Here is a 14,230-nt window from a genome sequence, read left to right as displayed (position 1 = left end):
GCTTAGATGATAATGATTGTCATTTGCAATCCAGCCTCCCCAGCACGGGCAATGCCGATGAGGCGCGCCGACGCGACCGTCAGTCGCGGACGTAGTCCGGGGAGGGCGGCTCGGCGGAGACCAATCGAGGATCGAACGGGTTGCTCTGGCGGACCATCGAATCGGCCAACCTCGCGGCTGCCCGGAGCAGGTCCGGCTCACCCACCGACGCACACCCGCCGGCGGGAAGCCCACGGAAACCATCCGAGTGCGACAGCGCATCGACCACGATCGCGGCGACGACCGGATCGAACAGTGCGGTCATATGCCCGACCGCCCGTCCCGGGCACACCTCTTGCACGAGGATGTTCGCCCGCCCGAGGCCGCGGAGAAAGTACGGTGCCGCCTCCCCCGGCAGGCGACCGGGATTGATGACCAGATCATCGATGCTGCCGATCGCGGTATAGGTGGGCCCCGGCGGAACCGGTCCGTCGTTCAGTGCCGCCATGAATCGGGAATTCGAATCCAGCTGCCACGCAACGGGATAGCACGGAGCGAGCGCACACCGCGCCGAGGCCAGCGCCAGCCCCTGATTCGCCCCCGCGACCGTGACCACCGCGGACACTCGATCACGCAGGTCCGGCCACCAGCGCACCGCGGCACGTGCGTGCACCGCGCCCTGGCTGTGTCCGACCAGCGATACCTGGCGTCCGGCCCGTTCGACCAGTGCCCGCACCGCCGACACCACGAATTCGACATTGGTGTGCACATCTCCCAGACCGAGGTCCGGGAATTCGACCGTGCACCAATCGAAGCCCGCGGCCACCAACCGCGGTCCGAGCCCGTGCGCGAAGGATTCCGCTCCGGTCAGGCCGGTACCCGGAATGAGGAGGACGACCGGACGGTCGATGTGGACCAGTTCATTCGGGCACGACAGAGCCCGCGTCAGCATCGGTTCGGATATCGCCAGTTCCAGCCCTGAAGCGTCACTTTCGGCGGAGCCGACCGCTGGAGGTGCCACCAGCAGCCACAGCCCGGCCGTCAGCAACACAACCGACCACCGGTATCGCCGCACAGCCGCGGAGACTTTCGAACACTCGCCGAACACAGCGGCTAGTCTACTGAAATGACAACCATTACCAACAATGATCCCTATGCGCTGTCGGCCGAGTTCTACGATGTGATGGCGGCGCCGCACTGGGAATTAAAGCGTGCCGTTCTCGTCGAGGCGCTCACCGGCTCGGGGCCGATCACCGCGCCGATCATCGACATCGGCGCGGGTAGCGGTCTATCCACCATGACGATCGCCGAGACCGTACCCGAGGTACCCATCCACGCGGTCGAACCGTCTGCGGCCATGCGCGCGGCACTCGTCTCCCGCCTGCTCGCCCACCCCGACCACGCCGCCCGTGTCACCGTCCATCCCGAAATCGCCGAGAAGGTCGCCCTGCCCGAGACCCTCGGCGCGGCCGTACTCTTCGGTGTGATCGGATATCTCGATCGACCGGCGCGCCAACAGCTCTGGGCTCGCCTGCGCGACCGACTCACCCCGCAAGCTCCCATCGTCGTCGAGTACATGCCACTGGATCGCCCGCAACCCGTCCCGGAGATGATGATCGCCAACCAGCGAATCGGGCAGCGCGACAACGAGGTCCACATCAGCGGCGAACCCGCCGACGCGGAATCCCAGCATTGGACGATGCGCTACGTGGTCCGGGAAGGTGAGACCGTCGTCCGCGAGTTCACCGCCGACCACATCTGGCGCACCGTAGGCATCGACGACCTGACCCGCGAAGCCGAAGAACACGGCATGACCTGCGAACCACTCAACCCGATCATCGCTGTGCTCCGAACCCGCTGATCGCTACCGCGTGCGGCGAGTCGGGTGCGCTGCCGCAGGACACAAGAAAGGCCCGGAACTGTGCGTTCCGGGCCTTTCCCTAGTAGCGGGGACAGGATTTGAACCTGCGACCTCTGGGTTATGAGCCCAGCGAGCTACCGAGCTGCTCCACCCCGCGTCGGTAATCATCAGCTTACACACCTGTGGCGTGAGAACGTAATCGGCTGCGGTGCGGGGGCATATCGGGTGGTCAGCGCAGTGGGACGGGGACGTCGATACCGCCTTCGGGGGTGATCCTGGTGTTGACCTTCACCAGGGTGGGTGCGGGGACGAATCCACCGGCGAACAGGGCCTCGCCCTGGCGGAACCATGGTGAGCGGGCGAGCAGTGCGCTGGGGGCGTAGCCGAAGTAGGTGCCCAGTTCGGTGAGGTCGACCGGTGAGGTCATCTTCATCAGTGCCAGGTTGTCGCATTGGGAGGTGATGCCGGGATGCACTTTGGACGGGCGCTGGGTGGACAGCAGGAGCCAGAGGCCGAACTTGCGGCCTTCCGCGGCGATCTGGATGAGTCGCTCGCGCACGGCGATGGCGAGCGCGGAGTCCAGGCGCGGTGAGGCCAGGTTGTGGGCTTCATCGATGACCAGCAGTACCGGCTTGCGTTCCTCGCGGCGCTCCCATAGTTCGTCGAGCAGCGACAGCGCGACCACCAGCTGTTGTTCGGGGGTGGAGAAGCCGCCGAGGTCGAGCACGGTGGCGTCGGGCCGTTCGGCGACGATCTCGGTGACCGCGGCGTTGTCCAGCGCCCAGACCTCCCAGTCGAGCAGGCCGAGATTCTCCACGCGCTGGGCGAGGCTGCGTCGTACGCCGGTGCCCGATTCGAGCAGGGTCGGCAGCAGCTGGCCGAGATCGGTGGTCGCCAGCAGGGGGCCGATGTGGAGCAGTTCGTTGAATTCTTCGCGGTCGGCGATGGGGTCGATCTGGAGGATGGCCGCCTTGGAGGCCAGCGGCATCGTCGTGAATCGTGCCCGTAGCAGTGACTGGGGTGTGTCGGCGTTGGGGCGCAGCACGCGGATGTCGCGTTCCCGGAGCGCGGCCGCGGTGGGGCCGGTGGCCTCGGGGGCGACTTCGCCGAGGCGGATGAAGTCGGAGTTCGGGTCGAAGATCACCACGGGAAGGGCGGTGTGGGCGATGAGTTGTTCGAGGACGACGCCGAGTGCATAGGTCTTGCCGGAGCCGCTCTGCCCGCACCAGAAGGTGTGGCGGTTGAATCGTTTCGGTAGCAGTCGTGCGGGTCCGCCGGGGGCGGCGAGGGCGACGCCGATGTCGAGGACGGCGCCGGTGGTCTCGTGCAGGGCTTGGACCGTGCCCGTGTCGACCGTTTCCAGGCCGCCGTATCCGAAGGCGTGGCTGGTGCGGGTGTCGATGCCCTCGGCGGTGAGTTCACCGATCAGTCGGCCACGCAGTTGGACGGGTGTGGTTTCCGATCGTTGTTCGACGAGTCCGAGTTGCCGGTGCCCGTCGGCGTCGATGACCACGAGCGAACCGGGGATGTAGGCGCTGTCGGCGGCGTCGGGGACGAGGAAGGAGCGTCCGTCATCGGATCGGGCGGATGGATGCGGCGAGGCGGACATGAGCCGATACTGCCATCAGGGCGGGCCGCAACGGTGGATATCACGCGGCCGGGTGCATGACGGCGCGGTTCGGTCATTATTCGGTGATGGGCGGGGCTCGGCGCAATTGTGCCGCCTTTATATCTCGATGAGCGGCTATTCGTCATATGGTCGATCTGCTGGATACTTGCCGGTTTCCGCTCGACTGGGATGCTGGGGCGCTGCGCCAGCGGATGAGGGCCGATCCGGCACCGGAAACGGAAAGGCCCGGCCTGAAGGTTGTATACCTTCAGGCCGGGCCTGTAGTAGCGGGGACAGGATTTGAACCTGCGACCTCTGGGTTATGAGCCCAGCGAGCTACCGAGCTGCTCCACCCCGCGTCGGTGAACACAACATTACACACGGGTTCGAGACGATCGCAAACCAGCAGGTCGAGCGCCTTTTCGGCCGGTCACAGACGATGTCCGCAGCCGCTTCCCGTGGCATCCAGCCATCAACGAGCAGCCCTACCGACACGTCCACGCGCCGCCGGGCACCCACCCCACCGACAGGTGCCCGCACCCGGTCGAGCCAGACGCCACGGACTCCGGCGACACGGTTGCCCGACGGTAGCGAGACGCCGGAAACCGGCAGATCCTGTGACCCGAACAACGATTTCGGAGTGATCCCGAACACATAACGGTGTTATCACAATGCCTATTGGGTAGGGGCGAATCCGGTTTCTCACCAGCGAATACGATCTAATGCTACCGATTCACGGGCAATAAATTGGAAGTTATCAAGACGTGATTGAACGAGATTTGTTCGTTACCGTCGTTGCCACGGCCCGGATCAAACCGAGATGGGCTCGAACCCGAACCGACGAACACCGGAGACCCTGTCCCACGGTTCGGAGTACCCCGACATTCACCTGGGGACAGGGGCCGACGGAGAACATCCGCCGAGCTGGTGGGCACAGGGAGGGAAACCACATGACTCAGAACCGGAAGTTCAGCACCCGCGCCCTCGGCCTCGCCGCCATTGCAGGGGCTCTCGTTGCCGTCCCGTTCGGTCTTTCCACCGCCACCGCTTCGGCTGCCTCGGGCAACTGGGACGCCGTCGCCGCGTGCGAGAGCGGTGGCGACTGGTCCATCAACACCGGTAACGGCTACTACGGCGGCCTCCAGTTCTCGCAGAGCACCTGGGAGGCCAACGGCGGTAGCGGTTACGCGCACAACGCCAGCCGCGAGGAGCAGATCCGCGTGGCCGAGAACGTGCTGGCCACCCAGGGTGCCGGCGCCTGGCCGACCTGCGGCGCCTACCTCTGAGTTCGATAGGCATGCGGCTCGGCCGCTGATGCCCGACTCGGCAGTGCATACGAAACGGCGCTGTCATCCACCCGGATGACAGCGCCGTTTCTGTGTTCAGCGGATCAGCGTCCGGCGTCCTGATACGCCTTGACCGCGGCCTCCAACTCGTCGAGCGCCTGACCGAAGTCGGCGAAGTTGCCCGTCCGCATCGCGGTGCGGACCGCCTCGATCTTGCGGTTCAGCTCGGCGGCCGCGGCATCCTTGGCACCGGAGGAGCCCGCCGGTGGTGGCGTCGAACCCTCGACCGGCGGCTCGGTACCGTTCTCCGCCGGTGGTGGCGTCGAGCCTTCGACCGGTGGCGCCGTTCCCGGCTGTGGCCGGATGGCCGGATCACCGCCCGGCGGCGTCGCGAGCGCACCCGCACCCGGAAGCACCTGGTTCAGCGCTTCGGCCAGCGTCGAGGCGTAGCCGACCTTCACACTGCCCGCCTGATCGCGATAGCTGACCAGCACGCGCAGCAGCTGCGGGAAGGTCGCGGTGTTCGGGCCGGTATTACGCTCGTTGTAGAACGGCTCGACGTACAGGATGCCGCCGTCGGCGACCGGCAGCGTCAGCAGATTGCCGTATCTGATCTTGTTCGAGTTCGACAGCAGCGTCTTCTCCTGCGAGACCTGCGGCGCTGTCGTCATCGTGTTCTGCGTCTGCTGCGGACCCTGGGTCTGGGTGTCGGTCGGCAATTGCAGGATGCGGAACTTGCCGTAACCGTCCGGATCCGACCGCACCGAGATGTACGCGGACAGGAACTGCCGGTTGTAGCCGACCATCGCGCTGGTCAGGTTGAACACCGGCTTACCGGTCTCCGGGTCACCGAGCAGCACGTAGTACGGCGGCTGGCTGGCCGTCACCCCCTCGACGGTGGGATCGGCGGGCACCGACCAGAACGCGTTGTTGGTGAAGAACTCGCGCGGATCGTCGACGTGATACTTGGTGAGCATGTCGCGCTGCACCTTGAACAGATCCTCCGGGTACCGGAAGTGTTCACGCAGTTCGGGGCTGATCTCGCTGGCGGGCTTCACGGCGTCGGGGAACACTCCCTGCCAGGCCTTCAGCACCGGGTCGGAGGAATCCACCTCGTACAGGGTCACCGAGCCGTCGTAGGCGTCGACGGTGGCCTTGACCGAGTTGCGGATGTAGCTGACCTCCTTGCGCGGCAGCAATCGGCCGGTCTTGCGGTCGATACTGTCCTCGACCGCACCCTCCAGCGAGGAGATCTGGGCGTAGGGGTAGTTGTCCAGCGTGGTGTAGGCGTCGACGATCCAGACGATCCGGCCGTCGACGACCGACGGGTAGGTGTTGCCGTCGGTGGTCAGCCACGGCGCCACCTTCTGCACCCGGTCTCGTGGGTCGCGGTTGAACAGGATCTTGGATTCGTCGCCGATGGCCGAGGAGAACAGGATGTTGCGCTCGGCGTACTTCGCCGCGAAGGCCAGGCGGTTGAACCAGTTCCCGATCGGCACGCCACCGGCGCCGTCGTAGGTGAATCGGGCGTTGTCGGTGTCGTACTCACGCGGAGTCTGGCCCTCCGCGGCGCCGACGATCGCGTAGTCCGGGTTGGACTGCGAGATCAGCTCGCCGTAGTAGATACGCGGCTGATCGACCTGGATGCGCTGATCTTCCTTCTTCGTGGACAGATCGCTGACCATGAAGATCGGATAGCCGGAGTCGCTGCTGCCGCCGGCCGCGTTGGGATCCTCCGACTGCGGCCGGTTGACGCGGTTGGCCGGCGCGGCGACGAAGCCGTTGCCATGGGTGTAGACGGTGTGCTTGTTGATCCAGTCGGTCTGGTTACCGCTCAGCGAGGACGGCGACAGTTCGCGTGCGCCGACGATGAAGTCCTGTACCTGGCCGTTGAGGGTGTAGCGGTCGATATCCAGTGACTCGGGGAAGCCGTAGAAGTTCTTCAGCTGACGCAGCTGGGTGAACGTCGGCGACAGGATGTTCGGATCGAGCAGCCGCGCGTTGGCGATGGTGGCGTTGTCGACCGGAATGGTGGCCGGGTTCTTACTGCTCTCACCGGAATAGGAGACGTAGTCGATCTTGTCGTCGGTGATGTCGTAGGCGTTCCTGGTGGCCGCGATATTGCGCTCGATGTACTCGCTTTCCTTCTCCGCGGCGTTCGGACGCACCGAGAACTGTTCGACCATCAGCGGCCACACCGCGCCGACCAGCACCGAGGACAGCACCAGCAGGGCAGCGGCCATTGCCGGCACTCGAAGATCACGCAGCACGATGCCGGCGAAGAAGGCGATCGCGCAGATGATGGCGATCGACATCAGGATCAGCTTGGCGGGCAGCACCGCGTTGATATCGGTGAACGAACCACCGTTGAAGGTCGGTTCCTTACGGCTGCTCATCAGCAGTTCGTAGCGGTCGAACCAGTACGCGATGGCCTTGAACAGCACGAATGTTCCGGCCAGCACCGCGAGCTGGATGCGCGCGGCGTTGGTGAGGGTGCCCTCGCGGCCGGACAGGCGCAGCCCGCCGAATATGTAGTGGGTGACCAGATTCGCGAAGAACGCGATGACGATGGCGACGAACAGCCAGTTCAGGATCATCCGGTAGAACGGCAGATCGAAGGCGTAGAAGCCGACGTCGAGATTGAACTGGGGATCGGTCTGGCCGAAGGAACCGCCGTGCAGGAACAACTGCACGGTGACCCAATTCGACTGCGCCACCAGGCCGGAGAGCACACCGAACAGCACCGGGATGCCGATGCCGAACAGCCGCAGTCGGCTCATGACGGTGGTGCGGTAGCGCGCGATGGGATCGTTGGGCCCCGCCGTCGGCACGAACACCGGCCGGGAGCGATACGCCAGTAGCAGCGCCGCCCACACCACCAGTCCGACGAACAGCCCCACCACGGCGAAGATCAGGATTCTGGTCCACAGGACCGTGACGTAGACGTCACGGAAGCCGACCTCGCCGAACCACAGCCAGTTCGTATAGGTGTCGACCAGTCGTGGTCCCACCAGCAGTAGCGCCGCCAGAACGACGGCCGCCACCAGCAGCACACGGCTGCGGCGGGACAACGAAGGTAAGCCCGAGGGGGGCCGCATGCCCACGATGCCACTCTCCAGGGTCCGGCGGCGCCAAGGCCTGCACGCCGCAGTCCGATGTTGCGGATGGTCCGTTTCGGACCGTTTGCGCCCACTCTACGGAAAATCGGACACCACGCAGCTGGCAGGGCAGCACAAAGATGGTCGACCCGCCCGCCGAGACAAACCAGGACAAATCCGACACAGCCACCGCACCAGCACCGGCATCCCGAACAACGGCAGGTCGCACCCCGTTTTCGAGCGAAGCGAGACCGAACCCCAAAGTTCGCGGCCCGTCTCGCGTCTCCCCTGCCGCTGCGCAAGCCGAAGGCAAGCAGCGGCAGCGGAGACGCGAGACCCCAAGGGGCCGCGAACCCGCGGCGCCGAAGGCGCCGCAAATCAGACACAGCCCCGCGAACACGCGCCGCCGCAGGCGGCGCAGAATGGACACAGTGAGCGCTGAACTGCATGCCGAAGTGGTGTTGTCCCGGGCCGTCCGGGAGGTGGCCGAGTTCGTCGACGGCGAGGGGTGGGGACGTCCGCCGCAGATGTTCGCGCTGGTCCCGACGGCCGATCTGGTAGCCGCCGAGCCGGGGCTCATGGATCAGCTCGATGCGGGCGACGAACTCACGCCGGTCGCTCAGGAACCGTTCCCGGAGGACGTCAGGGGCGGTTCGATTGCGCTGGAGGAGGTGCTGGCCACCACCAGTTGGCCGCCCGCGGTCGCGGGATGTGTACTGGTTCAGGAGATCGTGGTGTTGCCGCCCACCGCGGAGAGCACTCTCGATGATGCGTTGACGCCGCTGCTCGCCGATGACGATGCCGCCGATGCGGCGGGCCGCGCGGCGGCGCATGCGCATCCCGAGCGCCGGGAGGCCCGGTTGTTCGCGGCGGCGCTGCGGGAGGGGCAGACGTTGTGTCTGCTCCAGGTGCGTCCCGATGACGACGCCGACGAGTTCGCCGATCTGGAGTTGCGGACCTATCCGAATCTGGCCGCGAATGTGGCCGAGGCGTTGCGGCACACGCTGGACTGAGCCGCTGCGGCGCGAATCGTCGCGCTCACCGCAGCGGGGCCGACCGCTGTCCGGGTTCGGGCTAGCCGCAGCCGATCGTCGGGCGTCCGGCGCTGAGATCTTCGAGCGACCGGACCGCGCCGGCGAGATCGTCCACCTTCACCAGGCGCAGCCCGTCGGGGGTGCGCTGTCTGGCCTCGTTGCAGTTGGCGGCCGGGACGAGGAATGTCTCGGCGCCCGCTTCGCGTGCGGCCATCATCTTGTACTGGATGCCGCCGATCGGGCCGACCTTGCCGTCCTGGTCGATCGATCCGGTGCCCGCGACGAATGTGCCGCCGTCGAGTTCGCCCGGGGTGAGCTTGTCGATGAGTGCGAGGCTGAACATCAGTCCGGCGGACGGGCCGCCGATATCGGCCAGGTTGAAGGTGACCTCCATGGGTGGGCGTGCGCCTGCACCGGGGATGACGCCGAAATAGCCTTTGGCCGGGTCGTCTTCGCGTGCACCGAGGGTGACGGTGGCAGTGCGTTCGGTGTTGTCGCGGCGGCTCACCACGGTGACCTCGCTACCGGGCGGCAGCTTGCCGATGGTGTCGACCACGTCCTTCGGTTCCACCATCGGGATGCCGTTGATGCTGACGATCTCGTCGCCCGCTTCGAGCGCCGCCTTGGCCGGGCCGTCGTCGACGACGGTGCGGGCGAGCACGACGGTGGGCAGATCGAGGAAGTTCATCGCCGCGACCTCGGCATTGCTCTCGGAGTCCTTGAAGTCCTGCTGATTGGACTTATCGATCTCCTCCCGCGACACACCGGGGGGATAGACCTCCGAGCGCGGGACGAGGCCGTGCTCACCGCTGAACCAGAAGCCGATCGCCTCGAAGATGTTCAGTCCGTCACGTACCGAGACCGTCGTCATATTGAGGTTGCCCGACGTGGGATCCACTTCGACACCGGTGACGTCGACGACCTGTTTGCCGTCCACTTCACCGAGGGTGTTGAACGTCGGCCCTGGGCCGAGCGCGACGAAGGGCACGTTGAACCAGCTCCCCGCGATGCCCAGCACGAGCACCGGGAGCAGCGCGGCGAGCAGAGTGATGATCCGACGATTCACGCGGCCAACAGTAGCGATCGCCGCGGTCCATGGGCGGAACCGGCGGAGGTTTCGCGGTTCGCGAGTGCCGGGATCGGCTGCCGTGTGGGTGCCCGCACACCCGCGCGAGCGCCGCGGGCGATTTCGCGGCGCGCGAACATCGCCGCCGGTCCGCGCCGCGTAACGTGATGGGTATGAGTGACCATCCGTTCGGATTCTCGAACCGCGACGACGACGATGACCGCAAACGAGGCGATGAGCCGAGCGGTTCCGGCGCGGGCGACCCGTTCGGCTTCGGCATGGCCGGTTCCGGTGCGGGCGGATTCGATCCCTCCCAGCTCGGGCAGATGTTGACCTCGCTCGGCCAGATGCTCAGCGGTATGGGTCAGGGTATGGCCCAGCCGGGTGCGCAGAGCGGTCCGGTCAACTACGACGTCGCCAAGCGGCTGGCCCGTCAGCAGCTCGGTGCGAGCGTCACCCCGGTCTCCGCGGGCACCGTCAGCGCGGTGGCCGATGCCGCGCATCTGGCCGAGCTGTGGCTCGACGGTGCGACGACATTGCCCGCGGGCGCGACGAAGACGACCGCATGGACGGCCAACGACTGGATCGAGGAGACCCTGCCCACCTGGCAGCGGTTGTGTGATCCGGTGGCCCAGCAGATCTCCGGTATGTGGACAGCGAACCTGCCCGAGGAGGCCAAACAGTTCGCGGCGCCGATGATGGGCATGCTCGGCCAGATGGGCGGGCTCGCGTTCGGTTCGCAGCTCGGCCAGGCGCTCGGCCAGCTCGCCAAGGAGGTGTTGACCTCCACCGATATCGGTCTGCCGCTCGGACCCGCTGGCACCGCCGCGCTGCTGCCTGCCGCGATCTCGGAGTTCAGCGCCGGTCTCGAGCAGCCCGAGAGCGAGATCATGGTGTTCCTCGCCGCCCGCGAGGCGGCCCATCAGCGGTTGTTCGCGCATGTGCCGTGGCTGCGTACGCAGGTGCTCGGCGCGGTCGAGAGCTACGCGCGCGGTATCAAGATGGATTTCTCGGCGCTGGAGGAGGCGGCGCAGGGCATCGATCCGATGTCGCTGACCGATCCGGGCAAGCTCGAGGAGATCCTGTCGCAGGGCACGTTCGAGCCGCAGACCACGCCGGAACAGAAGCAGACGCTGGAACGGCTGGAGACGCTGCTCGCCCTGATCGAGGGCTGGGTGCAGGTGGTGGTGGCCGAGGCGGTCGGCGAACGGTTGCCCGGTGCGGGCGCGTTGGCCGAGACTCTGCGCCGGCGCCGCGCCACCGGAGGTCCGGCCGAACAGACCTTCGCCACCCTGGTCGGGCTGGAGTTGCGGCCGCGCAAGCTGCGTGAGGCGGCGGCGCTGTGGCAGCGGCTGACCACCGACGCGGGGATGGAGGCACGCGATGGTGTCTGGGCCCATCCCGATCTGCTGCCCGATGCCAGCGATCTCGACTCGCCCGCCGGTTTCATCGATACGGTGATCGGCGGCGGTACGAACGCCTTCGACGATCCGTTGGCGCAGTTGGCCGAAACCGAGGCGCGCGAACGCGATGAGCGCAACAAGTCCGGCGATGCCGGTGAGAAGCCGGACGATTCCGGGAGTGGTTCCGCCATCTGACCGCGAGGGATCCGGCGCGGGCCTGTGGATAACCACCGATTTCGCGCCGGATGCGCAGCGGGTGGCTCCGCATACTGCTCGCCATGACTTCCCTGTGTGTTCGCGGGCCGATGCTGCATCCGCGCCTGCTGGTGCTGACCAGGCCCTCCGGTGTGATCCAGCTCGGCTGGGACCCGGAATCCGCCCGTCAACTGGCCATCCCCGGCCTCGACGCCGACACTGTCCTGCGCTTCCTCGATCTGCTCGACGGCCTGCGCACCCGGCCGCAGATCATCTGGCGGGCGCATGAACTCGGTCTCACCGCGCGCCGGGCGAACGAACTGCTCGCCCTCCTCGACGACGCCGATCTGCTGGTGTACCCCGACACTCCGGCGGTGCGCGTGCACCGGGTCCGGGTACACGGCCTCGGTCCGCTCACCGATGCCCTCGCGGCGGGTCTGCGCCGGTTCGGGTTGCGTCCGGTGCGTTCGCGCGGTGCCCGACTCGATCTTCGCCAGCGGCCGGACCTGGTCCTGCTGACCGATACGCTGATGCCGGACCCCCGTCTCATCGACCAGTTGCTGCGGGAGCGAATCCCCCACCTGCCGGTGCGGTTGCGCGACGGTCTCGGTGTGGTCGGGCCGATGGTGCTGCCCGGCCAGACCAGTTGCCTGCGCTGCGCCGACCTGCTGCGCGCCGACTACGACCCGGATTGGCCACGGCTGGCCGCACAACTACTCGGCCGCGTCGGGCACGGTTCGCGATCCGGTATCGACGCCACCGCGGCGTTGGCGCTGCGCGAAGTGGAGTCGATCATCGCGTGTTCGGTCCGGCGACCGCCGGCGGTACTGGACGCTCAGCTGGAGCTGGATCTGGATTCGTATCGGCTCGGCCTCCGGCGCTGGGCGCCGCACGCGCGCTGTGTCTGCCGCCGCATTCCGGCCGTTATCGACGCTGCGACGTGACGCTTACCACTCCGAAAGCGCGATTCTCAGCGGATTTCCATGGCACAGCACCGGTCCGGTCGGCCATGATGGGTACGTGTCCGAGATCGTGCGCCGCAGCTCCTCCCGCAATGCGAAGTTAGCCAAGATTCCCCTCGGGATCGCTGGACGAGCCGCCGTAGGTTTCGGCAAGAAGCTCGCCGGGGGTGATAAGGGTGAGATCAACGCGCAGCTGAACCAGAAGGCCGCACAACAGCTGTTCACCGTGCTCGGCGAACTCAAGGGCGGGGCCATGAAGTTCGGGCAGGCGCTCAGCGTCATGGAGGCGGCGGTCCCCGAGGAGTTCGGCGAGCACTATCGGGAAGCGCTGACCAAGCTACAGGCGGCCGCACCGCCGATGCCCATCGAGACCGTGCACCGGGTACTCGATCAGCAGCTCGGCACCCAGTGGCGGAGCCGATTCCATTCCTTCGACGAGTCCCCCGCTGCCTCCGCGAGCATCGGCCAGGTGCATCGGGCGGTGTGGTCGGATGGGCGCGCGGTCGCGGTGAAGGTGCAGTATCCGGGCGCCGATGAGGCGCTGCGCGCGGATCTGAAGACGCTGTCGCGGATGACCGGGCTCATCTCCTCGGTGATTCCCGGCGCCGATGTGAAGCCGATCCTCGCCGAGATCACCGAGCGCACCGAAGAAGAACTCGACTATCGCAACGAGGCGAACAATCAGCGCGCTTTCGCCAAGGCCTTCGACGGCCATCCCGAGTTCGTGGTGCCCAAAGTAGTGGCCAGCTCACCGAAGGTGATCGTCACCGAATGGCTCGACGGCACAGCGGTTTCGGCGATCATCGCGGCGGGCAACGCCGATCCCGAAGGTACCCGCGAACTCCGCAACCGGGTCGCGACGCTGATGGGCCGATTCCATTTCTCCTCACCAGAACTGGCCGGTCGGCTGCATGCCGATCCGCATCCAGGCAACTTCATGGTGACGCCGGAGGGCAAGCTCGCCGTCATCGATTTCGGTGCCTGCGCGCCGCTGCCCAACGGCTTTCCCGAATTGCTCGGCCGGATCCTGGCGCTGGCGGTCGATGAGGAGTTCGAGCAGCTCACCGCGCTGCTGCACGATAACAACTGGGTGATTCCAGGGCGCGTGCTGACTCATCAGGAGATCGCCGACTATCTGCGCCCGTTCACCGATCCGATCAGATCTGATTCATTCCACTTCACCCGCAAGTGGATGCAGCGTGTGGCCGGACGGGCCTCGGACTTCACCAGCCCGGAGATGAAGACCGCACGCGCGCTCGTGCTGCCCGCCGAGCATGTGATGATCTTCCGGGTCCTGGCTGGTTCGATCGGCATCTGCGCCCAACTCGACGCCGAGGTGCCCTTCATGCAGATGGCCGCCACCTGGATGCCCGGCTTCCGTGAGCAGCGCGACAGCGCGTAGGCAGTTCACCTCGAAATCGGCCACCCCACGACAAACAAGAAAGCCGCCGATTACTTGCGGGCACAACCCGATACGACAGTCGGTCACCCCCAAATTTCGAGCGAAGCGAGACCGAGCCCCACAGTTCGCGGCCCGTCTCGCGTCTACCCGACCCCGGCGCCAGCCGGAGGGCAGCAGCGGGTGCGGTGTCGCGCGGACCCAAAGGGCCCCGCACACGCCTGTCGTTCCAGCGCAGACGATCTGCTGCGCTTCGCCACGGACCTGATGAATCCGCAGCTGATCTCGGCCGAGACCCACGCCGAGGCCACGACCGTCCAGTTCCCGGGCCGCAATGG

At 66.6% G+C, this 14,230-nt stretch carries 9 protein-coding genes, 2 tRNA genes and 1 pseudogene; 6 read left to right on the top strand and 6 right to left on the bottom strand.

Annotated features, from left to right (window positions below; all coding sequences use genetic code 11):
• Positions 1–79 precede the first annotated feature (79 nt).
• Positions 80–1,030, bottom strand: coding sequence for a lipase family alpha/beta hydrolase (locus tag QH168_RS14105; protein ID WP_280235087.1), 951 nt, complete (start codon positions 1,028–1,030; stop codon positions 80–82).
• Between the two features lie 75 nt (positions 1,031–1,105).
• On the opposite strand from QH168_RS14105, the gene QH168_RS14100 reads away from it, so the two are divergent.
• Entirely contained in the window at positions 1,106–1,840 is a 735-nt protein-coding gene (locus QH168_RS14100) for a class I SAM-dependent methyltransferase (RefSeq protein ID WP_280235085.1), read from the top strand.
• Between the two features lie 83 nt (positions 1,841–1,923).
• Here the strand turns inward: QH168_RS14100 and QH168_RS14095 are convergent.
• The 3 genes from QH168_RS14095 to QH168_RS14085 form a co-directional block, all read right to left on the bottom strand.
• Positions 1,924–1,997 (bottom strand) — tRNA-Met (locus QH168_RS14095).
• 72 nt (positions 1,998–2,069) lie between these two features.
• Positions 2,070–3,449, bottom strand: coding sequence for an ATP-binding protein (locus QH168_RS14090; protein ID WP_280235084.1), 1,380 nt, complete (start codon positions 3,447–3,449; stop codon positions 2,070–2,072).
• A 285-nt stretch (positions 3,450–3,734) separates the two neighbouring features.
• Positions 3,735–3,808, bottom strand: a tRNA-Met gene (locus tag QH168_RS14085).
• 591 nt (positions 3,809–4,399) lie between these two features.
• On the opposite strand from QH168_RS14085, the pseudogene QH168_RS14080 reads away from it, so the two are divergent.
• Positions 4,400–4,732, top strand: a pseudogene (locus QH168_RS14080) (transglycosylase family protein); the annotation flags it as partial.
• Positions 4,733–4,839: 107 nt separating this feature from the next.
• Here QH168_RS14080 and QH168_RS14075 read toward each other — a convergent pair.
• On the bottom strand, positions 4,840–7,839 hold the full coding sequence (locus QH168_RS14075; RefSeq protein ID WP_280235083.1) for a UPF0182 family protein: 3,000 nt from the start codon (positions 7,837–7,839) through the stop codon (positions 4,840–4,842).
• Positions 7,840–8,264: 425 nt separating this feature from the next.
• Here QH168_RS14075 and QH168_RS14070 point away from each other — a divergent pair, with 425 nt between their 5' ends.
• Positions 8,265–8,846 (top strand): PPA1309 family protein, encoded by a 582-nt coding sequence (locus QH168_RS14070; RefSeq protein ID WP_432421096.1) that lies wholly within the window; start codon positions 8,265–8,267, stop codon positions 8,844–8,846.
• A 61-nt stretch (positions 8,847–8,907) separates the two neighbouring features.
• Here QH168_RS14070 and QH168_RS14065 read toward each other — a convergent pair whose 3' ends face one another.
• Positions 8,908–9,933 carry a YlbL family protein gene (locus tag QH168_RS14065; protein WP_280235081.1) on the bottom strand — a complete coding sequence of 342 codons (1,026 nt, stop codon included), beginning with the start codon at positions 9,931–9,933 and terminating at the stop codon, positions 8,908–8,910.
• Positions 9,934–10,106: 173 nt separating this feature from the next.
• Here QH168_RS14065 and QH168_RS14060 point away from each other — a divergent pair, with 173 nt between their 5' ends.
• The 3 genes from QH168_RS14060 to QH168_RS14050 all read left to right on the top strand — a co-directional run bounded on the left by QH168_RS14060 (position 10,107) and on the right by QH168_RS14050 (position 13,895).
• Positions 10,107–11,531: a zinc-dependent metalloprotease gene (locus QH168_RS14060; protein ID WP_280235080.1), complete on the top strand. Its 1,425-nt coding sequence runs from the start codon at positions 10,107–10,109 to the stop codon at positions 11,529–11,531.
• An 83-nt stretch (positions 11,532–11,614) separates the two neighbouring features.
• A complete protein-coding gene (locus QH168_RS14055; protein ID WP_280235079.1) occupies positions 11,615–12,475 on the top strand; it encodes a hypothetical protein in 861 nt (286 codons plus the stop codon).
• A gap of 76 nt (positions 12,476–12,551) precedes the next feature.
• Positions 12,552–13,895 (top strand): ABC1 kinase family protein, encoded by a 1,344-nt coding sequence (locus tag QH168_RS14050; RefSeq protein WP_280235078.1) that lies wholly within the window; start codon positions 12,552–12,554, stop codon positions 13,893–13,895.
• The last annotated feature ends 335 nt before the right edge of the window (positions 13,896–14,230 follow it).

This window comes from Nocardia cyriacigeorgica, assembly GCF_029868385.1.
Lineage (GTDB): Bacteria > Actinomycetota > Actinomycetes > Mycobacteriales > Mycobacteriaceae > Nocardia > Nocardia cyriacigeorgica_F.
This window is presented reverse-complemented; position numbering and strand designations above follow the sequence as displayed.